The following is a 22,339-nucleotide window of genomic DNA, read 5'->3' as shown; positions in this document are numbered from 1 at the left end:
AGGAGATCGGTCGCGACCTCGGGCAATCGAGCCTAGTCCCTTGAATTCGCGTCAAGTATTTTCGTTTTGTTGCGAGGCTGGTCTTGGCTTTGAAATCGCTCCAAGTCAGGCGTTCTTGTCGCGCTGCGTCATCGACGGTGTCAGGTCGCCGATGAAATCACCGATTCCCGGGCGCTTCAGCGCGCGGAATGCGAGCGGGCGGCAAAGGTCCATCGCTGCGATTCCTATCCGCGCGGTCATCAGGCCGTTGATAACGCCTTCGCCGAGCCTGGCCGAAAGCTTCGAAGCCAGACCATGGCCAAGAACCTGCTGGACAACGCTATCGCCAACCGCGATCGAGCCGGTAACGGCGAGGTGGGCAAGAACGTCGCGCATGAGGCGCATCATCCCGAGCGTGCCAGGTCGACCGCCATAGAGGTCCGCCATCGCGCGGATAAGGCGGGCAGATTCATAGAGCACATAGAGCAGATCCACGATTGCCCGCGGGCTGACAGCTGTGACGATGGAGACCCGCTTCGAAGCGTTGACGATCAGGCCACGTGCCTGCCGATCGAGCGGCCCTAACAACTCGCGTTCGGCGAGTGCAACGAGGTGCGGCGCGTCGATGATATCGTTCTCGGCGGCCTTGAGCGTCGCGCGGCCCTTGGCCGTATCCGGTTTAGCCGAGAGCAGCGTTTCGAGGTGCTTGACGAGCGCGCGGGCTTTCGCTGGCCTGGTCTCCAGAATGGCCGCCTCCGCTTCGGCCTTGATAGTCTGCACGGCCGCAAGTCGCATCATGCCAGCCGTTTCCCGCACGGCGATTGCGATCACCGCGAGAACTCCGATCGCCAGCGCCGCAAGGGCGGAATAACCCAGCCAGTCCGCCCGGGAGAAGAGATTGCGTATGAGGCTGTCGGTCCAGAGGCCGAACGCCAGCGAGAAGAGTACACCGAATGCGCCGAACGCAATTTTTGCGAAGGATGTGCCACGTTTTCGCGGAATGGCGACCGGAATTGACGGAATGTCCTTCTCCGGATTGATAAACGGATCATCCTCGTCGGCAGTCAGGACAATGTCATTGCCGAAGCTGCCGGGCTTGCGCGGCGATTTGCTGTCCGTGCCGGTCTGTGGTGCTTCATCCTCGTAGGCAAAGGCGACGGGAGCGCGGCGTGAGGACGGCGGATCTTCAGAGGGAGGCTTGATCATGCGAGACGGTCTCCGAACAGGAACTGCATGGCGCGGTCGAGCCGGATATGGGGTACGGATAGCTTGATGCCGCCACCGGTTTCTTCAAGCTGTGGCGGGCGGAAGCGCACCACGCTCACATCCGGCAGCGAGACTTCGTGACTGCCCGACTCGATGCTTTCGAAGAGCGTTTCGGGGTCCAGCGGCAGGTCGCCCGGGAATACCGCTGTCTTCCTGATGCCATCAAACCGCTCGCCGGCAATGGTTTCGCCCTCCATCGGTGTGCCGACGATAACGGGCAACTCCTGGCCATCGCGCTTGACCGTCGCCTCCCGCGTCGCACGCACGGAAGCCAGCGCCATCACGTCAATGCCCGCGCCGGCCATGCCGATCCGCTGTATGGCACGGTCGACGAGACGGCGCGTGAGCGTGTCGAGCCGATCGTGACTTTCGTGATGCAGATGGTCGGCCTTGGTGGCCGCCACAAGGACGCGATCGATCCGCCGACCGAGAAGGGAAGACAGCAGCGAGTTCGTTCCCGGCCGGAAGCAGGCCAGCACGTCGGTCAGCGCGCGCTCGAGATCCTGCACGGCTTCCGGGCCGCGATTGATGGCCTGCAGTGCGTCGACTAGGACGATTTGCCGGTCGATGCGGGAGAAATGTTCGCGGAAGAACGGCTTCACGACGACGGACTTGTAGGCCTCATAGCGGCGCTCCATCATCGCCCAGAGCGAGCCTTTGTGCGATCTGCCTTCGAGCGACAGGGAAAGAGGCGCGAAGGTCAGGGCAGGCGAGCCTTCAAGATCTCCGGGGAGCAGAAAGCGACCGGGCGGCAGGGTCGACAGCGACCGATCATCGGCCTTGCACGCCTTCAGGTATTCGGCAAAGGCGGTGGCAAGTTCGCGAGCGCGCATTTCGTCGGCAGGAGCCTCAACGTCAATGGAGTTGGTGAGAGATAACCACTGCCGGGAAAGTTCCGCGCGAATGCCGGTTCGGGCAAGCGCGAGCGTCTCTTCGCTGAAGGTGCGGAAATCCTTGCCGAGAAGCGGCAGGTCGAGCAGCCATTCGCCCGGATAGTCAACAATGTCGATCGACAGCCGTCCGGGCGAGAATAAGCGGTTCCAGCCGCTGGCGCTCTGGTAGTCGAGGGTAATGCGCAACTCGGAAATGGCGCGCGTCGATTCAGGCCATATGCGATGCTTCACAAGGTCGCGAATATGATCCTCGTACTGGAAGCGTGGCACGGCATCGTCGGGCTGCTGTTCCAGCCGCACAGCGGAAACGCGGCCTGACTGCATGGGTTCGAATAAGGGCAAGCGGCCGCCGTGCAACAGATTGTGCACCAGCGATGAGATAAACACCGTCTTGCCCGAACGGGACAGGCCGGTGACGCCCAGCCGTATCGTCGGGTTGACGAGGCCGGAAGCCCTATCCGCAAGATTGTCCAGGGCGATGCGCGCGTCATCGGTAAGGGATGTCAAACTGGGCGGCAAGGCAAGATTCCGGTTGGGTTATGAGAGCCATATAGGAACCGGGAGGCGAGGCGAAAAGACTTTCCGCAAAAGAGCTTAGTCGATCAAGAAATCGACGAGCCGCCAGCCCCTTGCAGGGCCGTCAAAATCGATGATCGCAAGGCCGGCGGTCGGGAAGCCGTTCGGCAGTGCGCGTGAGACTGCCTCATGCCCGATAAGCGCTTCCAGGGTCTGTTCCATGGTCGGATTATGGCCAACAAGCATGACCGAACCGACATCCTGCGAATCGATGATTTCAAGGTAGGTGTCGGGTGACGCGTTGTAGAGTTCGTCAACGAAGCGCATATCGACGGTCTCGCCCATGGCGCGACGAACGGCGTTTGCGGTGTCGCGGCAGCGCACCGCGGTCGAGCTCAGCACCAGATCAGGCCGGTAGCCCTTGTCCGCTGCGCTGTCGGCGATGATTTCTGCATCGTCGTAGCCCTTCTGATTCAAGGGGCGGTCAAAGTCTCGCTGTCCGGGGCCGGCCCAGGCGGCGTCCGCGTGCCGCAGGAGATAGATCCGGGAAGGCGGAGGCGAGATTGCGGCCATCGAAAAATCCGTGATCGAAAGGACCTTTCAGTAACGGGTGGGTAGGCCCGGCGTCAACCGTGACGACCGACAATGCCCTCAAATCCGACACCCACGGCCTGCCCCGTAACATGGGCGCAATACGCCATGAATCGAATAGTGATTAGAAACTAGTCTGTTAGCTCAAAAATATGACAGATTTAAAAAACTGTTTACCTAGCGTATTTGGCTTGAATCTCCTGTGGTGCTCGCGATATACAGCCGCCAGATGAGATGTTCTTCAGGAGAATCGCGTTGAGTGAGAAGATCGATCTTAGCAACTATGTACCCTCGGAAGAGGAAGACTTCATGAACGGCAACCAGCGGGCCTACTTCAGGTCCAAGCTGGTCGCCTGGCGGAACGACATCCTCAGAGAGGCGCGCGAGACCCTCGAGCATCTTGCTGAGGAAAGCGCAAACCATCCGGACCTCGCAGACAGGGCATCGTCCGAGACCGACCGCGCGATCGAACTGCGTGCACGTGACCGCCAGAGAAAGTTGATTTCCAAGATCGACGCAGCACTGCAACGTATCGAGGACGGCACTTACGGTTATTGCGAAGAAACAGGCGAACCGATCGGTCTGAAGCGTCTCGACGCCCGACCGATTGCAACGCTCTCGATCGAAGCGCAGGAACGACATGAGCGCCGGGAGAAGGTTTACCGAGACGAATAGGCTCGGTAGTATCGGAAAATTTCGAGGCACCGCGGCGATCGCGGTGCCTTTTTTGTTGGCGCTCCGGATTACTTGTCGCGGTTGACGCTCATCTCGCCGAAAATTCGAGCGACTTCGTTTTGGAGCGCTGCGTCTGCACCGGTTATGGGCGCCATTTCCGGATCTCGACGTGGCGGGTTGCCAGGCGTCGGAACCGGACGTGGCGCGGCGGGGTTTGGTGCCGGAACAACCCGATGCGCGGCCAGCGTGCTTGTCATTTCCTCTTCGAGTATGCGCTGAAAATCGCTCGGATGAGAGGCCGGCACAGCTGGCTGGGCAGCGATTTCGGCGGGTGCCGGCGCGATGGGTGGCACCATCGGCGGTGTTCGAGAGGCGGCCATCTGCGGTTCGACGCGCGGTTGCAGGACACGCTGGCGAGCTGATTCCAGAATATCGGCCGCCATCATTGGTTCGACGGACGCGGGTGTCGTTTGTGGCTGCGGGCGCGGCTCGACGGCGGGGGCAGGGCGGTTTGCCCGCTCGCGCTCCGGCATGACCGGCGCGGGCGCGACCGATGGTTCGGGCCGTACCTCGATGGTTGCTGGTTCGGGCGTGTAAATTTCCACCGGAGCAGGGCTGCGCGCCATCAAGACTGCCTTGGGGGCCGGTTCCGGGGTGGGCTCGGTCTCTGCGACCATCACCGTTGCTTCGCTGACCGGGACCACCGGTTCGCTTGCTGATGTGTGGGCTGTTTCTGGAGCGGTTTCATTCACTTGGGAGATGCGGCTCTCGATCACGATATCGGTCGGTCCGCCGATCATGATCAGGTGCTCGACATCGTCCCGTCGCACGAGTACCAGCCGTCTGCGGGCATCTACCGCGGCCGCATCAAGCACCTGAAGGCGCGGCTGGCGATTGCGTCCGCCGCGAACGAACGGCGAGGGTGCGCGGTTGCGCATGAGCCAGAATGCGATGACGAGAAGCAGCAGTCCAATGCCGACGCCACCCGCGGCAATAAGAAAGCGGCTGCCATAGGCTCCCATGATGTCTTGTAACATATTCAAGCACTCCTTCGCGGTCTTGGAACCACATGACGACTTTTCCGCTTCGTAAACAAGGGTCGATAGCCTTGTCCAGTCAAGCAAACCCGAAGTGGAACTAGCGCCTCATCCCCGGCAGTTCGTTTTGCGGACGAAACTGGCGCTGTTCCTTGTGAATTCAATCACTCTTCTTCGCGACCAGTGTTTTTGCCGGGGCAGCAAGTTGCTAAGAAGGAAAAGGTGCCTGATTCCTGCTTTGTCTCTCTGTACGAGTGAAGGCTGGCGGGCCATGCGAGGAAATACATGACAAAACCGCGTGAGGCCGACGACTACAGCGAACCTCTGGTGGACCGCGGGGGGCGCACAGGGACGGCTTTGCGGATCATTCTGCTGGCGTTGGTTCTGATCGGCGCCGCGGCCGCCTTTGTCGTTTTCAAGAGATCGCTCGACAACGAGATGGTTCTTGGCGTTCTCGGCGTTCTTGCCATGGTCGGGATATTCTTTCTGGTTTCGTCGGTGATCGGCTTCATCGAGGTCATGCCGCAGCGGCAATCCGACAGCCTGGCGCGCGCCTTCCTGAATAACCATCCGGATGGGTCGTTGATCACCGACGAGAAGGGCCGGATTGTCTATGCCAACGCTGCCTACGGCGCGCTGACCGGCGCGAGAAAGTCAACGGAGGTCCAGACACTGGAGGCGCTTCTTTCGCGCTACCGAGAATCGAACGAAGCGCTGTATCGTATCTCGAACGGACTTCGTGAAGGCCGGGAAGGCCGGGAGGAATTCCGGCTGCTGCGGGCGCTAGGCCCATCGCAGAACGGTTCCGGCGCGCATTGGTATCGCCTGAAGGCACGTATACTGCAAAGTGAAGTGAGTGGTGGGAAGCCATTGCGGATCTGGCAGATTACCGACATCACCTCGGAACGCGATGATCAGGAGCGATTTTTCAAGGAATTGCAGAATGCAATCGATTACCTGGATCACGCCCCCGCAGGTTTCTTTTCCGCCGGTCGCAAAGGCGAGATATTTTACCTCAACGCAACGCTGGCGGAATGGCTGGGCCTCGATCTCACAAAATTCATTCCGGGCTCGGTCAACATCGGAGATCTGGTCGCGGGCGAGGGGCTGGCGCTGATCCAATCCGTTCAAGCCGATCCGGGCTTGAAAAAGACGGTGACGCTGGACCTCGACCTGAAGAAATCGAATGGGCAGAGCCTGCCGGTCCAGATCGTTCACAGCGTCACGTCCATGCGCGACGGCGCCCCGGGTGAGAGCCGCACAATCGTGATCACCCGCCAGAAGGGTGGCGAAAGCGATCAGTCTGCCTCGGTCGCGGCCATGCGGTTCACCCGATTTTTCAACAACACGCCGATGGCGATCGCCTCCGTGGATGGCGACGGACGCATACTGCGCACGAATGCACCATTCCTGAAGCTCTTCTCTGGCATCGTCTCCCGTGACGATGTGGAGAATGGCGCTCTTCTCGAAATCATCGTGCAAGACAGCGACAAGACGCGGCTGCAGCAGGCGCTGGTGGCCGCCAAGGATCGACAAGGCGATATCCCGCCGATCGATTCCCGCACGCCGAACGATGAGGCGCGGCATTTCCGATTCTACGTCAATGCCGTGATCGACCAGAGCGACGAGGCTCCGGAAGAAGCCGCAATCGTCTATGCCGTCGAGGTGACTGAGCAGAAGGCACTCGAGGCCCAGATGGCCCAGACCCAAAAGATGAATGCTGTCGGCACGCTTGCCGGTGGCATTGCCCATGACTTTAACAACGTCCTGACGGCAATTCTGCTGTCGTCCGACCATCTGTTGCTGCAGGCGCGACCGGCAGATCCCGGCTTTGCGGACCTGATGGAAATCAAGCGCAACGCCAATCGCGCCGCCGTGCTGGTCCGACAACTGCTGGCCTTCTCGCGCAAGCAGACGATGCGGCCAAGCGTACTCAATCTAACGGATGTTGTCGGCGACCTCAGAATGCTGGTGGACCGGCTGCTTTCCGGCACCAATGTAAAGCTGGACGTCGAATATGGCCGGGACCTGTGGCCGGTGAAGACGGACCTGTCGCAGTTCGAGCAGGTCCTGATCAATCTTTGCGTCAACGCTCGCGATGCGATGCCACAGGGCGGAAAACTGACGGTCCGCACCAAGAATGCCACGGCCGCCGACGTTGCGGCGTTCAACTATTCCTACATGCCGCATGAAGACATGGTTCTTATCGAGGTTTCGGACAACGGTACCGGTATAGCGCCAGAGATCATGGACAAGATCTTCGAGCCGTTCTTCACGACGAAGGAAGTCGGCAAGGGCACCGGTCTCGGTCTCGCCATGGTCTATGGCATCGTCAAGCAGTCGGGCGGCTATATCCAGCCGGAATCAGAGCTGGGCAAGGGCACGACCTTCCGTGTCTTCCTACCGCGCCACATTATCGAGCCAGCGATCGCGGCGGAGGCCGAAGCGGTGACGCCCGCAACCGACGTGCGCGCGACACCGGCGCCCGCTACCGCGGAGCAGCCCGAAGACCTGACCGGATCGGCCGTCATTCTGCTGGTGGAAGACGAAGAGGCGGTGCGTCGCGGCGGCAAGCGAATGCTTGAGACGCGCGGCTATACTGTGCATGAAGCCGGTTCGGGCGTCGAAGCGCTCGAGATCATGGCGGAACTTGACGGCAAGGTTGATATCGTCGTTTCGGACGTTGTCATGCCGGAAATGGATGGACCGTCGTTGTTGCGTGAATTGCGCAAGACATATCCGGACCTGAAGTTCATCTTCGTGTCGGGCTATGCGGAGGATGCCTTTGCCCGCAACCTGCCGCCGGAATCGAAATTCGGGTTCCTGCCGAAGCCGTTTTCGCTGAAGCAGCTCGCCGTCGTCGTCAAGGAGACGCTGGACAGCTGAGGGAGGCGCGGCAACGCCTCCCCGGATTGATCACTCGCCAAGGGCGACCGCGATTTCGGCCGCCAGGCGGGCGTTGTTTTCGACAAGTGCGATATTGGTTTTGAGGCTCTGTCCGTCGGTCAGGTCGAAGATGGTGCTGAGGAGGTACGGCGTCACCTCCTTGCCACTGATTTCGTCGCGCTCGGCGCTGTCGAGCGCACGCTCGATGTAGATCTCCATTTCCTCGCGCGGAATTTCGTCCGCCTCCGGCACGGGGTTGGCAACGAGCATGCCGCCGTCGATGCCGAGTTGCTCGCGAACCGTCTGGAAATTGGCGATTGCGGCCGGGCTGTTCAGCGTCAACGGGCTGCGCAATCCAGAGGCACGCGACCAGAAGGCAGGAAATTCCTCGCTTTCATAGGTGACCACCGGGACGCCCGCCGTTTCCAGTACTTCGAGCGTTTTCGGAATGTCCAGGATCGCCTTGGCACCGGCGCAGACGACGATGACACAGGTACGCCCCAGCTCCTCGAGGTCAGCGGAAATGTCGAAGCTATCTTCGGCGCCGCGATGGACGCCGCCGATACCACCGGTGGCAAAGACCTTGATGCCGGCGCCGGCGGCGGCGATCATCGTCGCCGCAACCGTGGTGGCGCCATGGCGGCGCTCGGCGATCGCGAAGGCGAGATCGGCCCGCGAAACCTTCAGCACGTCCTTCGCCTGCGCCAATTGCTCCAGCTCTGCGGCTTCGAGCCCGACATGCAGCGTGCCGTGGATAACTGCGATGGTCGCAGGAACCGCGCCTTGGTCACGGATGATCGACTCGACGCTGCGCGCCATTTCGATGTTGCCGGGGTAGGGCATGCCATGGGTGATGATCGTCGATTCAAGGGCCACGATCGGCGCACCGCGCTGCTTGGCACTCGCAACTTCCTTCGAATAGGCGATCGGCAGGAGGGGGGAGAATGGCTTCGTCATCGTCTTTTCCACTTCGTCGGTATTGCGGTTCAATGCACAATTCTCGTCTGCGGAACAAGGGCCAGCGCTTGTTGGAGCATATCGGCGGACAGGTTCTCGTTGACCGCGTGAGGCGACTGAACGGTCAGGGCGGCTGCGGCAGCACCTTCGCGCACGGCGTCTTCAAGCCGTAGTCCTCTCATCACCGCGGAGATGACGCCAGCTGCCAGCGAGTCGCCCGCACCGGTAACGTCGGCGACGTCCTCGACGCCCGCGGGTTGTAGCGCCACCACCCGGCCGCCGGCAAAGCCAATCAGCTCGCGTTGTCCACGCGTCACGACGCCGCCTCGGACGCCGATGTCACCTAGGAGTGATGGCCAATGCGACGGATCATTGGGGCGCTCGCCGGTCAGCGCCGCCGCCTCGGCTTCGTTCAGGAACAGATAGTCAATTCCCGCGACACAGGGCCTCAACTTGACCGCCTTGGCCGGCGAGATGGCAATCGCTCCGACCGGCTTTTCCAGTGCCTTGGCGCGCGAGACGATGGAGGCAAGCGTTTCTTCCGGCAGGTTGGCGTCGAAAAGAATGAAATCAGTTGCCGCGAATGCGTCGCGCACGGCACGTATCGACAGCCGCCGCGGCACGAACATGCGATAGAGATCCATATCCGCCAGGGCGATCACCAGATTGCCGTCACGCTCGATGATCGCCGTATAGCTTGGCGTCTTGCGATCCAGGAAGACAAAGGGGCGGTAATTGACGCCGGCAAAATCGGCTGCCTCACTGACCATTTCACCGGTGGGATCGCCACCGCGGGGTGAAATCATGGTCACGTCGAACCCGAGGCGCGCGAGGTTGCGTGCTGCGTTGAAGCCGCCGCCGCCGGGTTCTTCGAACCACGCTCCGGGATTACTGGCGCCGACTGCGGTGGTACCGGAGATGCGACCACGGCGATCAATGTGAGCGCCGCCGAGAACCAGGATCTTCTGGCTCATCTCAGCGCTCCACCGCTGTGGATGACACGAATCGCCGCGCTGAAACGGCGGGCTGGTCGCCAACCAACTTCGGCATAAGCCGTTGCTTTCCGCCGATAAAACAAATGTAGAACACAGGCAGGTTTACCTTTTTCTTTCAATTATTTGAGCGACACTTGCGCAATGAGAACAAATCCGGTACAAAATCCACATCGGCGGCGACATTGCTTGAGCGGCTTCAATAACCTAAAGGTGGATCGAATGTCACAGAATACATTGCGGCTCGTAGAGGACAAATCGGTGGACAAAAGCAAGGCACTTGAAGCGGCACTCTCACAGATAGAGCGGTCGTTCGGCAAGGGCTCTATCATGAAGCTGGGCTCGAACGAGAGCGTGGTCGAGATCGAGACGGTTTCGACGGGCTCGCTCGGGCTCGATATCGCGCTTGGTATCGGCGGACTTCCCAAGGGCCGCATCGTCGAGATTTACGGACCGGAAAGCTCGGGCAAGACGACGCTGGCGCTGCAGACCATCGCAGAAGCCCAGAAGAAGGGCGGCATCTGCGCTTTCGTCGATGCCGAACACGCGCTTGATCCGGTCTATGCCCGCAAGCTGGGCGTCGATCTGCACAATCTTCTGATCTCCCAGCCTGATACTGGTGAGCAGGCGCTCGAAATCACCGATACGCTGGTCCGATCCGGTGCGGTTGACGTGCTTGTGGTGGACTCGGTTGCTGCATTGACGCCGCGTGCTGAAATCGAAGGCGAAATGGGCGACAGCCTGCCTGGTCTTCAGGCACGATTGATGAGCCAGGCGCTTCGCAAACTGACGGCTTCGATCTCGAAATCGAAGACCATGGTGATCTTCATCAACCAGATCCGCATGAAGATCGGCGTCATGTTCGGCTCCCCCGAAACGACGACGGGTGGTAACGCGCTGAAGTTCTATGCATCGGTTCGCCTCGACATTCGCCGTATCGGTGCGGTCAAGGAACGAGAAGAGGTGATCGGCAACCAGACGCGCGTCAAGGTCGTCAAGAACAAGATGGCCCCTCCGTTCAAGCAGGTCGAATTCGACATCATGTATGGCGAAGGCGTCTCGAAGACCGGCGAACTGGTCGACCTCGGCGTCAAGGCCGGGATCGTCGAGAAGTCGGGTGCCTGGTTCTCCTACAACAGCCAGCGGCTCGGGCAGGGTCGCGAGAACGCCAAGATCTTCTTGCGCGACAATCCCGAGGTGATGCGCGAGATCGAGACGTCGATCCGCCAGAATGCCGGCCTGCTCGCCGAGAAGCTGCAGAATGGCGGTCCTGATGCCAATGATGCGGACGGCGAATAAGCCTTCAACTGTCGCTGAATAGTTCAGAACCGGCTGCATTCCTTGACCAGAATGCGGCCGGTTTTGTTTGTCTGCTGGACAGTGGTTAACGCGGGCGATAAAAGCCACTGAATTTTCAAGATTTGACCTGCCTTGGGCAGCACTGAAGGGCATAGCATGAGCGGTGTGAACGAAATCCGGTCGACCTTCCTCGACTACTTCAAGAAGAACGGCCACGAGATCGTTTCGTCCAGCCCGCTCGTGCCGCGCAATGACCCAACGCTGATGTTTACCAATGCCGGCATGGTGCAGTTCAAGAACGTGTTCACCGGTCTGGAGCAGCGTCCCTACAAAACAGCATCGACGGCGCAAAAGTGCGTGCGCGCCGGTGGCAAGCATAACGACCTCGACAATGTCGGCTACACCGCCCGTCACCATACCTTCTTCGAAATGCTAGGTAATTTCTCCTTTGGTGATTATTTCAAGGAGCAGGCGATCGAGCATGCCTGGACCCTGATCACCAAGGAGTTCGGCATCGATGCCAAGCGCCTGCTGGTCACCGTCTATCACACGGATGACGAAGCCTTCGGTCTCTGGAAGAAGATCGCCGGCCTGACCGACGACAGGATCATCCGCATCCCGACCAGCGACAACTTCTGGGCGATGGGCGATACCGGTCCCTGCGGTCCCTGTTCCGAGATATTCTACGATCACGGCGATCACATATGGGGCGGACCTCCCGGCTCGCCTGAGGAAGATGGCGACCGTTTCATCGAGATCTGGAACCTCGTCTTCATGCAGTACGAGCAGATCACCAAGGAAGAGCGTGTCGACCTGCCGCGGCCGTCGATCGATACCGGCATGGGTCTCGAGCGTGTGGCCGCGCTGCTGCAGGGCCAGCATGACAACTACGACATCGACCTGTTCCGGGCGCTGATTGCGGCGTCCGAAGAAGCCACCGGCGTCAAGGCCGAAGGCGAGCAGCGTGCCAGCCACCGGGTCATCGCCGACCATCTGCGTTCGTCGGCCTTCCTAATTGCCGACGGCGTACTGCCGTCCGCCGAAGGTCGCGGTTACGTTCTGCGCCGCATCATGCGCCGCGCCATGCGCCACGCCGAGTTGCTCGGCGCCCGTGAGCCGCTAATGTGGAAGCTGCTGCCGGCGCTGATCCAGCAGATGGGCCGTGCCTATCCGGAACTGGTGCGGGCCGAGGCGCTGATCACCGAGACGCTGAAGCTCGAGGAAACCAAGTTCCGCACGACGCTGAAGCGCGGCCTGTCGTTGCTGTCGGATGCGACGACGACGTTGGGCAAGGGCGACATGCTCGACGGCGAGACCGCCTTCAAGCTCTACGACACCTATGGCTTCCCGCTCGACCTGACGCAGGACGCCCTGCGCGCCCGCGAAATCAATGTCGATCTCAGTGGCTTCACCGATGCAATGGAACGGCAGAAGGCCGAGGCCCGTTCGCATTGGGCCGGCTCCGGCGACAAGGCGACCGAAACCATCTGGTTCGAGCTGCGCGACAAGCATGGTGCGACGGAATTCCTCGGCTACGACACCGAAACCGCCGAAGGCGTGGTACAGGCGATTGTCAAGGACGGCGCATCGGTTGAAAGCGCTGCCAGCGGAGACAAGGTCCAGATCGTCGTCACCCAGACGCCGTTCTATGGCGAATCCGGTGGCCAGATGGGCGATGCCGGGATCGTTTCGTCGGACAGTGGCAAGGTCGAGGTCACAGACACGCAGAAGCGTGGCGAAGGACTGTTCGTGCATATCGGCACCGTCGTCGAGGGCACGATCAAGGCTGGCGACGCCGTGGCGATGACCGTCGATCACGCCCGCCGCTCGCATATCCGCGCCAACCACTCGGCAACGCATCTTCTGCATGAAGCGCTGCGCGAGGTGCTGGGCCACCATGTCGCCCAGAAGGGCTCGCTGGTGACGCCGGATCGCCTGCGCTTCGACGTTTCGCACCCGAAGCCGATGTCGGCGGAAGAACTCAAGGTGGTCGAGGATATGGCCAACGAGATCATCCTGCAGAACTCGCCGGTGACAACACGTCTGATGAGCGTCGACGACGCCCGCGCCGAAGGCGCCATGGCGCTGTTCGGTGAGAAGTATGGCGATGAAGTGCGTGTCGTGGCCATGGGCCAGGGCCTGCACGGTGCCAAGACTGGTAAGCCGTATTCGATCGAACTCTGCGGTGGCACACACGTGTCTGCGACCGGTGACATTGGCCTGGTGCGTATTCTCGGCGACAGCGCCGTCAGCTCCGGCGTGCGCCGCATCGAGGCGGTGACCGGCGAGGCGGCGCGTGCCTATCTCGCCGAGCAGGACGAGCGGGTGAAGGCTCTGGCCGGCGCGCTGAAGGTGCAGCCGGGAGAAGTGCTGTCGCGCGTCGAAGCGCTGATGGACGACCGCCGCAAGCTGGAAAAAGAGCTGGCCGATGCCAAGCGCAAGCTTGCCATGGGCGGCGGGCAGGGCGGCTCTGAAGATGCTGTTCGCGAGGTCGGCGGCGTCAAGTTCCTCGGCAAGGCGATTTCGGGCGTCGATCCGAAGGACCTGAAGGGTCTTGCCGATGACGGCAAGGCCAGCCTCGGTTCGGGCGTCGTGGCATTGATCGGTGTGTCCGATGACGGCAAGGCGAGCGCGGTGGTTGCCGTGACGCCGGATCTGATCGGTCGTTTCAGCGCCGTAGATCTGGTGCGGGTTGCGTCTGCCGCTCTCGGTGGCAAGGGCGGCGGCGGTCGCCCTGATATGGCGCAGGCCGGTGGCCCGGATGGCTCGAAGGCGGACGATGCGATCGAGGCTGTCGCCGTCGCCATGGCGAGCTGAGTAGCCGATCAAGCGGGAAGTCGGCGCTGGTCTCCGGCTTTCTCTTTACAGGTTGGCAAATTCAGTCGGATTTTTCAGAGGGGCTTTGGCCTCGTGCAACGGATCGTATTTGCATGAGGTGCCGACTGCCCTTGCCCTGGTCTGGCCTGACTGGCCGCTTATGCAGCCTGCATGGCCTTGCCGGCCTCGTCGTCGAGTTCGTTCGCCCTCCTGTAAGCGTCGCGCTGGCTGATGCGGTCGTGATAGTCGACGAAGGCCTGGCGCTTTTCGATGCTGCCGAAGCCGAGGCCCCAGCCGATATGCGCGCCGACATAGACGTCCGCGGCCGTGAAGCGGTCGCCCGCAATATAGGGAGCGCGCGACACCGCCTTTTCGAGGGTGCCCATGACGTCGCCGAAGCTTCCGCAGCCGGCCATGCGCAGGCGATCCCTCGGGATCTCGAAACCCAGCGCCTTGAGCGTGACGCTTGCCTCCAGTGGCCCGGCGGCAAAGAACATCCAGCGGTAATAGTCGCCGCGCTCGCTCGGCGTCGGGGCAAGTCCAGATTCCGGAAACGTTTCGGCGAGATAGGCACAGATCGCGGCACATTCGGTGACAATCGTGTCGCGATGTCGGATTGCCGGAACCTTGCCCATCGGATTGACCGACAGGTAATCCGGCTCCTTCATGGTTTCGCCGAAGGTCAGGAGTTCGGTGCGGTATGGCACGCCGGTTTCCTCGAGCATCCAGCGGGCTATGCGGCCACGCGACATGGGGTTTGTATAAAATACCAGGTCTTCCGCCATCATCTCCTCCCGTGATTTCAGGGAGAAGTAGAGCGGGAACGTTACTCGGCCAGAGTGTATGTCGGCGGCACCAGCCTATAGAGGCTTGCGGTATTGAATGAAGCCGGAGCGTGAGGCGATCCTATCGTAGAGTTTTCGCGCAGTGGCGTTGGTCTCGTGCGTCATCCAGTAAAGACGCCCAGCACCATTCTCGCGGGCAAGATCGGCGACCGCTTCGATCAAAGCAGCACCGGTTCCCAGCCCGCGCTGGCTGTCGTCGACGTAGAGATCCTGCAGATAGCACGTCCATTTCGCCAACCACGTGGAGCGATGGAAGATGGCGTGAACAATTCCGACCAGGTGGCCGGTGTCATCGAATGCGCCGAGCGCGTGCATGTCTTCGGTCGGCTCGTTAAAGCGGCTCCATGTGAGATCCGTGGTCTCCGGCGGAATGACGGTCTCGTAGAAGCGCTGATAGCCCTGCCAGAGCGGTTCCCAGGCGGCACGGTCGGACGGCTGCAGCGGGCGGATCGTCATCATTGTTCTTGCTCCCCTTATGGTGTCCCCAGAAACGAAAACGGCGGGGAAATCCCCGCCGTATGGTTCGCATATATGAGACGACTTATGCCATCGCCTTCTGCAGGTTCTCGTCGATCTTGTCGAGGAAAGCAGTGGTCGACAGCCAAGGCTGGTCGGGGCCGATCAGCAGCGCCAGATCCTTGGTCATGAAGCCGGCTTCAACCGTATCGACGCAGACCTTTTCGAGGGTAGTTGCGAAGTTCGCCAGTTCGGTGTTGTCGTCCAGCTTTGCGCGGTGCGCGAGGCCGCGCGTCCAGGCAAAGATCGAAGCGATCGAGTTCGTAGAGGTTTCCTGGCCCTTCTGGTGCTGGCGGTAGTGGCGGGTAACCGTACCGTGAGCCGCTTCGGCTTCGACCGTGCGGCCGTCCGGCGACAGCAGGACCGAGGTCATCAGGCCGAGCGAGCCAAAGCCTTGGGCAACGGTGTCGGACTGGACGTCGCCGTCGTAGTTCTTGCAGGCCCAGACGTAGCCACCGGACCACTTCAACGCCGAGGCGACCATGTCGTCGATCAGGCGATGTTCGTAGGTGATGCCGACTTCGGCGAACTTTTCCTTGAACTCGGTCTGGTAGATCTCTTCGAAGATATCCTTGAAGCGGCCGTCATAGGCCTTGAGGATGGTGTTCTTGGTCGAGAGGTAGACCGGCCACTTGCGCATCAGGCCGTACATCATAGAGGCGCGAGCGAATTCGCGGATCGATTCGTCGAGGTTGTACATGGCCATGGCAACGCCGGCGCCGGGGGCGTCGAAGACGTCCTTCTCGATCACCTGGCCGTCTTCGCCGACGAACTTGATCGACAGCTTGCCCTTGCCCGGGAATTTGAAATCGGTTGCCTTGTACTGGTCGCCGAAAGCATGACGGCCGACAACGATCGGCTTGGTCCAGCCGGGAACCAGACGCGGAACGTTCTGGCAGATGATCGGCTCGCGGAAGATGACGCCGCCGAGGATGTTGCGGATCGTGCCGTTCGGGCTCTTCCACATCTGCTTCAGGTTGAATTCCTTGACACGGTCTTCATCGGGCGTGATCGTCGCGCACTTGATACCGACGCCGTGCTTCTTGATGGCGTGGGCGGCGTCGATCGTTACCTGATCGTTGGTGGCGTCGCGGTTTTCGACGGAGAGGTCGAAGTAATCGATATCGAGGTCGAGATACGGATGGATCAGCTTATCCTTGATGAGCTGCCAGATGATGCGTGTCATTTCATCGCCGTCGAGATCGGCGACGGGGTTGGCGACCTTGATCTTCTTCATGTATCTGCCTCGTGAAGCTTTGGAGGGACGGGCGTCCCGCGTGGGTGACATCAAATCCCGTGCGCTATAGCATTGTGTGCCGGGAGTGCAAAGTCGGAAGCAGGGCAGAACGGTCTGTTTTTGCGGGCATTGCCAAGCGAACGAAAATGGCTAGTCTCCGCCCAAAACCATGGCCCCGGACATTGATCATGAGAAATATTTCGTTCGTTTTTCCGTTTTTGCTTGGCTTGACCGTTTCAGCATTTGCCGCCGATACGACAGCGCCGGTCAAGGAAATCATGGATGCCACGATCAAGAACTGGTCGGGCACGGACGCCGATTGGGTCGACATTTTCGACGAGAGCAGGCTTGCGCGGATCTACAGCACGGACTTCGTCACGAAGTATCGGGCAGCGGTGCAAAATCCCGCTGCCGACGAGGATGGAATCTCGCCTTTCGACTATGATGTCATCGTCAACGGTCAGGACGCCTGCCCGCTGGAGGACCTTACTTACACTCCGAAGCCTGGCGCCGACGGCGTGACCGAGGTTGTCGTGACGTTCAAGAAGTCGACCTGCATGGACGACGGTTCGGACAAGCAGGCGGTATCAACAGTGCGCTTCGAGGTGATCGATGAGGGCGGTAAGCCGGTCATCGATGACTTCTTAACCGAAGGCGATCCGGGCCAGCCGCCGAACTCGCTCAAGACCACCATGGTGCAGATCGCCAAGGGCGAGTGAAGCCGGCGTTTGATTTTGAGGCGGGTGACGGTATCTGAGCGGGAAGGGTAGAACGCATTTACTCTGCTTGAGAGGCCAGAACGGCTTGTTTTTCGGTTTTGATTTCCGAGATTGGCTGCTCGCGAACGATCCGGCGCTATCACGCCTGCGGGTCGCTTCGCGCGTGACATTGACGATCGCGTTGTCGTTTGTAGTGCTGGTCGCAATCGACCACTTCCTGGTTCCGCTTCCTGCGGTCTCCTACGGGCTCGGAATTGTGCTATCGATCGAAAGCGGCGTTGCCGTGCGTGACAAAGGCGGCGCGCAGCAGTTGGTGACGCGCCTGCTTGGTTGTGCAGCAAGCATTGTCGTCGTCGGCATCGCGGCCGGTCTCGAGGCACACCGCTTTGCTTCCGATTGTGCCTTCCTTCTGATCATCTTTCTGGCCGCCTCGGCGCGCATTTTCGGCCCGAGAGGCCATGCGATCGGAATGTTCGCCTTCATATCGTACTTCATGGGGGCGTACTTTCGGCCACCGTTAGCCGAGCTTCCGCTTGTCGCGATCGGTCCCGTTGTTTCAGCACTGATCGGGCAGGCGGCACGTTCCCTGGTGCTTGCCGACGACTGGCGGCGAGACCTGCTTCGGTCTCTCGAGAGCGTGCGCGGACGCATCAATCAGATACTCTTCAAGATCGCGACGCTGGCAGTCGAAGGGCGGGTCTCGGAACGTGACCGGCAGGAGTTGAACCGGCTGGAAGAGCGTATGAAAGAGGTCGTGCTGATGGCGGAAAGCTTTATTCCACGTCCGTCTGATGGCGTGCTGGATGCCGCAACCGAGCCCGCGGGTGAGCTGGTGGTCCGCCTATTCGATGCACATCTTGCCGCCGACAGCGCTATCATGCTCAGTTCCCAGACGCTGCCGTCATTCGGGCTGGTTCATGCGATCATCGAGGGAGAGATGATTTCGACGCCGGCATTGAACAGTGATGAACCACTGGCGGAATCGTCGCTGGCACTTATCCGTCTCGGGCAAGCCCGGGGTTTGCTTGCAGCCTCGATAACGCAGGGTTACGCGACAGGTTTCGCCGAGCTTGCCGCCGTCACCGAAACGTCGGGCCTGGTGAAAAAGTTAGATTTTTCCCTGGGAAATCCTTTGGTCCGTGCGGCTCTGCAAATCACGCTTGCGTCGGCAATTGCGATGGCGCTCGGGCTGGCGCTTTCCCGCGAGCGGTGGTTCTGGGCGGTGCTCGCCTCGTTTCTGGTGTTCACCAATACGAACTCGCGCGGCGACACGGCAATGAAGGCGCTGCAGCGCTCGGTTGGCACGCTATTCGGTATCGCAATCGGGCTTGGACTGGCGACTGTCCTCAACGGTCACATGGTCGTGGCGACAGCGCTAACCACTTTAGCCATCTTCCTGGCTTTCTATTTCCTGCAGACGTCCTACGCGACGATGACATTCTTTGTGTCGATCAGCCTGTGTCTGGTCTACGGCCTGATCGGGTCGTTGACCATCGGCGTGCTGCTGCTGCGTGTAGAGGAAACTGCGCTGGGTGCCGCCGTCGGGACCTTTGTCGCCTTTGTGGTCTTTCCAGCCCGCACGCGTGGCGCGCTTGACGCGGTACTTGGCAAATGGTTTGGAGCACTTGAGGAACTGTTGACCGCAGTCTCGGCAGGCGCGCCGACCTACAAATTGATTGCGCTGTCGCAGAAGCTGGATGAGGCGTATCGCAATCTTGCTGCGTCAGCACGCCCGCTGGGCTCTGCATGGTCTGTTGTCACCAGGCCGGGACACATCCGCCAGACGCTTGCGATCTTTCTTGCTGCAACCTACTGGGCGCGGCTGGTAGCGAAGAACCACGATGCTTCGGTTGCGGATGACGATACGCAGCGTCTCGTCGCAGCAGACCTTGTTCAGGTCGCGTCGTTGTCGAAGCGGAAGTCGGATTGCTTCTCTGTTGATCGTAATGGCGTTGGTGTGCCACAGCGGCACCTGTCGCTGTCCGGGCCCGGTTCGCGACTTGGCCTGGAAATGATTGGCGCGACGCTCGGCCGGCTTTACCCGGATGCTTAAGTCTTGCCGTTTCGGCCAGCGTTGGCTATTCCCGCGCATAGCAAAAGGATCGAGACTTCATGGCAGGCACGAACAGCGAGCGCTTACTTCTGACCGAAGGTCCCGTTATCATTCTGGTCGAGCCGCAAATGGGCGAGAACATCGGGATGGTGGCACGCGCCATGGCCAATTTCGGTCTTTCGGAACTCAGGCTCGTTAATCCCCGCGACGGATGGCCGAACGAGAAGGCACAGGCGGCGGCTTCCAAGGCTGACCACGTCATCGAGGGCACAAAGGTTTTTGAGACGCTGGAGCAGGCTGTTGCCGACCTCAACTTCGTCTACGCGACGACGGCGCGTGAACGCGACGGCTTCAAACCGGTGCGTTCTCCCGTGGTTGCCGCAGAGACGTTGCGCTCCAGGTTCAGGGCGGGTGAAGGCACCGGCATTCTGTTTGGCCGGGAACGCTGGGGACTGACCAACGAGGAAGTGGCGATTGCCGACGAGATCGTAACCTTTCCAGTCAATCCAGCCTTTGCATCGCTGAACATCGCGCAAGCGGTGCTACTGATGTCCTACGAGTGGATGAAATCCGGAATGGAGGATACCGGTGAGGTACCCTTCCAGGCGATGTCCCAGACGCAGTCGACCAAGGAGCAGTTCCTCGGTCTCCGCGACCAACTGGAAGAGGCGCTCGACGCGCGCAATTATTTCCATCCGCCCGCGAAAAAGCCCAAAATGATCGACAATCTCCGGGCCGTACTTTCGCGCCGCGCCTTCACCGAGCAGGAAATCAGCGTGTTGCGCGGCGTGATATCCTCCCTCGACCGTTTCTCGCGACAGTATCCGCGCGGTAGCCGGGCTCCCGCAGACACCAAGGAACAGCCGAAAGATGATAGCGCCGGCGAATGAGCTGAAACCCGTCCTGGTCTTCGATTCCGGCATTGGCGGGCTTACCGTGTTGCGTGAGGCTCGGGTCCTGATGCCGGAGCGGGGCTTCGTTTACATCGCAGACGACGCCGGCTTTCCCTATGGCGGCTGGGAGGAACAAGCGCTCAGGGAGCGGGTGATCGGCCTGTTTGCCAAGCTGCTCCGGGAGCATGATCCGGAGGTCTGTATCATCGCATGCAATACCGCGTTTACGCTCGTTGGCGCGGATCTGCGCGCGGCCTTTCCACAGATGACGTTCGTCGGCACGGTGCCTGCCATCAAGCCGGCTGCGGAACGCACGCGGTCGGGGCTGGTGTCGGTGCTGGCCACGCCCGGGACAGTCAAGCGCGCCTATACACGCGACCTGATCCAGTCCTTCGCGCAGCAATGCCATGTCCGTCTGGTCGGCTCGGAGAATTTGGCGCGGATGGCGGAATCCTATATCAGGGGTGATGTCGTCTCCGACGAGGCGGTGCTTGCCGAGATCGAACAATGCTTCGTGGAGAAAGACGGTCGCAAGACCGACATCGTCGTGCTCGCCTGTACGCATTATCCCTTCATGGCCAATATCTTCCGACGTCTTGCGCCGTGGCCGGTGGACTGGCTCGACCCGGCGGAAGCCATCGCCCGGCGGGCGCGTACTCTCGTTCCCGAGATCGCGGATGCGGTTCATCCCGACAGTTTTGATTTTGCCGTCTTCACCTCCGGCAATCCGGATTTCCCGACAAGAAGGCTCATGCAGGGGTTCGGTCTTACGACCCGCTAGGTTTGGACTGAAGTTGGTATCATTTTCAGGCGCGCAAGCTTTCATTCCGGTGGCCGATCGCGCAAGCTGGCAGACGGGGAATCGCTGACGGGTTTGGCTTCTTCAATGGTGCAGGGGAAGATCGATGCCGTTTCAAAGACTTGTGATGCTGATTTTCTTTTTGCAGCCGATCGCCTTCGGCAGCTGGTTACCGCGCATCCCGGATATTCAGTCGAGGCTCGGGATGGGCCCCGCCGATCTCGCCATTGCGTTGTTGGGGTTGCCTGTCGGGACCTTGGCGGCTCTCCCCTTTGCCGGTCGGCTGGTGTCGCGGATCGGTGGTCGCGCAACCATCATATACGGGTTCGTTGTTTTTCTGGCTGTGGTGTCGCTGCCGGCCTTCACCGATAGCATCGCAATGCTGTTCGTCAGCTTGCTGGTCGTGGGGCTGGCCTTGTCGACGCTCGAACTCGGCCTGAACGTCGAGGCCGATCGGGCCGAGAAGACGACAGGACTGGTGATCATGAGCCGTTGTCACGGGTTCTGGAGTCTGGGCATCATGGTGGGAAGCTTGCTGGGTGTCGGTGCGGCTGCGCTGCATCTGCCGGCCAATTGGTCGATCGCGGTGACGGCGCTGCTGGTGCTGCCGCTGGCGCTGGCGACAAGCGTCCGCCTGCCGCGTGGCGATAGCGTGGCCAGCGCGACATCCCACGCGCCGACTGCACCATTCAAACTGCCGAGCGCTGCCCTTCTTGGCATTTGCGCCTTTACCTTTGGCATCACGATGACCGAAGGCGCGATTGCCGACTGGTCGGCGGTCTATCTCAAGGACGTGCTTCTTGCGAGCGGCGCCACCACCGGGCTTGGCTATTCGGTCTTTGCTTGCCTCGTGGCGACCGGACGGTTCGGCGGAGACTACATGAAAAGCCGGTTCGGAGCTGTTGCCATTGCGCGCGGCTGCGGTTGCGCATCGCTAGCCGGGTTGCTGATCGTACTCTTGGCACCGAACACCGCCGTTGCGCTTTTCGGCTTCGCAGCCATAGGTATCGGCGTTTCGGTCGGCTTCCCACTCGCCGTGACGGCATCGGCAAGCCTGACGGACCGGCCAGCGGCGGCGAGCGTTGCCATTCTCACGTTCATAGCGCTGGGAGGGTTCCTTGTCGGGCCACCACTGATTGGCTTCGTGGGCGAGGTGTGGGGGTTGCGCATCGGATTGGCAATTCTGCTCGTTCCCCTGACCGCCAGCCTGCTGTTTACGAGAATGCTGACGCCAAGGATTCTGGAAGACCGGGCCGAGCCGGATGCGGAAAAGGCAGCCTGATCCGGCTGCGCGCGATTGGCTGTGGGTTTCGTCGGTGAAGCCGAGCATCGCTTGGCGAATCTGCTAGAGAGTGGCGTTGCTTTTGTA

18 protein-coding genes are annotated in these 22,339 nt (G+C 60.7%); 9 read left to right on the top strand and 9 right to left on the bottom strand.

All coding sequences use genetic code 11. From position 1 onward, the window contains the following. Positions 1–105 precede the first annotated feature (105 nt). From ASC90_RS11240 to ASC90_RS11230, 3 genes are all read right to left on the bottom strand, one after another. A complete protein-coding gene (locus ASC90_RS11240) occupies positions 106–1,185 on the bottom strand; it encodes a TIGR01620 family protein (protein WP_056539728.1) in 1,080 nt (359 codons plus the stop codon). Next, a complete protein-coding gene (locus ASC90_RS11235) occupies positions 1,182–2,657 on the bottom strand; it encodes a YcjX family protein (protein WP_056539725.1) in 1,476 nt (491 codons plus the stop codon). Before ASC90_RS11235 ends, ASC90_RS11240 begins: the two co-directional genes overlap by 4 nt. A 75-nt stretch (positions 2,658–2,732) precedes the next feature. After that, entirely contained in the window at positions 2,733–3,227 is a 495-nt protein-coding gene (locus tag ASC90_RS11230; protein ID WP_056539722.1) for a histidine phosphatase family protein, read from the bottom strand. Between the two features lie 273 nt (positions 3,228–3,500). On the opposite strand from ASC90_RS11230, the gene dksA reads away from it, so the two are divergent. After that, positions 3,501–3,920, top strand: coding sequence for an RNA polymerase-binding protein DksA (dksA, locus tag ASC90_RS11225; RefSeq protein WP_056539714.1), 420 nt, complete (start codon positions 3,501–3,503; stop codon positions 3,918–3,920). A 68-nt stretch (positions 3,921–3,988) separates the two neighbouring features. Here dksA and ASC90_RS11220 read toward each other — a convergent pair whose 3' ends face one another. Further along, positions 3,989–4,957: a flagellar biosynthetic protein FliO gene (locus ASC90_RS11220; RefSeq protein ID WP_056539709.1), complete on the bottom strand. Its 969-nt coding sequence runs from the start codon at positions 4,955–4,957 to the stop codon at positions 3,989–3,991. Positions 4,958–5,242: 285 nt separating this feature from the next. Between ASC90_RS11220 and ASC90_RS11215 the strand changes: the two genes are divergently transcribed. Next, positions 5,243–7,843 (top strand): PAS domain-containing sensor histidine kinase, encoded by a 2,601-nt coding sequence (locus ASC90_RS11215; protein ID WP_056539708.1) that lies wholly within the window; start codon positions 5,243–5,245, stop codon positions 7,841–7,843. Positions 7,844–7,873: 30 nt separating this feature from the next. Here the strand turns inward: ASC90_RS11215 and ASC90_RS11210 are convergent, their stop codons facing one another. Together ASC90_RS11210 and ASC90_RS11205 are read right to left on the bottom strand one after the other, a co-directional pair. Beyond that, positions 7,874–8,800 (bottom strand): pseudouridine-5'-phosphate glycosidase, encoded by a 927-nt coding sequence (locus ASC90_RS11210; protein ID WP_056540255.1) that lies wholly within the window; start codon positions 8,798–8,800, stop codon positions 7,874–7,876. 29 nt (positions 8,801–8,829) lie between these two features. Beyond that, a complete protein-coding gene (locus ASC90_RS11205) occupies positions 8,830–9,774 on the bottom strand; it encodes a carbohydrate kinase family protein (protein WP_056539707.1) in 945 nt (314 codons plus the stop codon). A gap of 240 nt (positions 9,775–10,014) precedes the next feature. Here ASC90_RS11205 and recA point away from each other — a divergent pair, with 240 nt between their 5' ends. Further along, positions 10,015–11,091 (top strand): recombinase RecA, encoded by a 1,077-nt coding sequence (recA, locus tag ASC90_RS11200; protein ID WP_056539706.1) that lies wholly within the window; start codon positions 10,015–10,017, stop codon positions 11,089–11,091. A gap of 156 nt (positions 11,092–11,247) precedes the next feature. Continuing rightward, complete coding sequence (alaS, locus tag ASC90_RS11195) at positions 11,248–13,908, top strand: alanine--tRNA ligase (RefSeq protein ID WP_056539705.1); 2,661 nt, start codon at positions 11,248–11,250, stop codon at positions 13,906–13,908. Between the two features lie 158 nt (positions 13,909–14,066). On the opposite strand, the gene ASC90_RS11190 is transcribed toward alaS, so the two are convergent. From ASC90_RS11190 to ASC90_RS11180, 3 genes are all read right to left on the bottom strand, one after another. Continuing rightward, positions 14,067–14,693: a glutathione S-transferase family protein gene (locus ASC90_RS11190; protein WP_056539703.1), complete on the bottom strand. Its 627-nt coding sequence runs from the start codon at positions 14,691–14,693 to the stop codon at positions 14,067–14,069. A gap of 75 nt (positions 14,694–14,768) precedes the next feature. Further along, complete coding sequence (locus ASC90_RS11185) at positions 14,769–15,209, bottom strand: GNAT family N-acetyltransferase (RefSeq protein WP_056540253.1); 441 nt, start codon at positions 15,207–15,209, stop codon at positions 14,769–14,771. Positions 15,210–15,294: 85 nt separating this feature from the next. After that, positions 15,295–16,506 (bottom strand): NADP-dependent isocitrate dehydrogenase, encoded by a 1,212-nt coding sequence (locus ASC90_RS11180; protein ID WP_056539701.1) that lies wholly within the window; start codon positions 16,504–16,506, stop codon positions 15,295–15,297. Between the two features lie 188 nt (positions 16,507–16,694). On the opposite strand from ASC90_RS11180, the gene ASC90_RS11175 reads away from it, so the two are divergent. The 5 genes from ASC90_RS11175 to ASC90_RS11155 all read left to right on the top strand — a co-directional run bounded on the left by ASC90_RS11175 (position 16,695) and on the right by ASC90_RS11155 (position 22,252). Then, positions 16,695–17,225: a hypothetical protein gene (locus ASC90_RS11175; protein WP_056539698.1), complete on the top strand. Its 531-nt coding sequence runs from the start codon at positions 16,695–16,697 to the stop codon at positions 17,223–17,225. Positions 17,226–17,310: 85 nt separating this feature from the next. Next, the gene (locus ASC90_RS11170; RefSeq protein WP_056540251.1) at positions 17,311–19,278 is read left to right on the top strand and encodes an FUSC family protein; all 1,968 of its coding nucleotides are present in this window, start codon (positions 17,311–17,313) and stop codon (positions 19,276–19,278) included. 59 nt (positions 19,279–19,337) lie between these two features. Next, complete coding sequence (locus ASC90_RS11165; protein WP_056539695.1) at positions 19,338–20,168, top strand: RNA methyltransferase; 831 nt, start codon at positions 19,338–19,340, stop codon at positions 20,166–20,168. Next, positions 20,149–20,952 (top strand): glutamate racemase, encoded by an 804-nt coding sequence (gene murI / locus ASC90_RS11160; RefSeq protein ID WP_056539693.1) that lies wholly within the window; start codon positions 20,149–20,151, stop codon positions 20,950–20,952. Before ASC90_RS11165 ends, murI begins: the two co-directional genes overlap by 20 nt. Positions 20,953–21,076: 124 nt before the next feature. Then, positions 21,077–22,252, top strand: a complete 1,176-nt coding sequence (locus ASC90_RS11155) for an MFS transporter (protein WP_056539691.1) — start codon at positions 21,077–21,079, stop codon at positions 22,250–22,252. Positions 22,253–22,339: the final 87 nt, after the last annotated feature.

This window comes from Rhizobium sp. Root1220, assembly GCF_001426265.1.
In the GTDB taxonomy this organism is placed as follows: domain Bacteria; phylum Pseudomonadota; class Alphaproteobacteria; order Rhizobiales; family Rhizobiaceae; genus Rhizobium.
The sequence above is the reverse complement of the archived record's forward strand: the minus strand, read 5'-3'. Positions and strand labels throughout refer to the sequence as shown.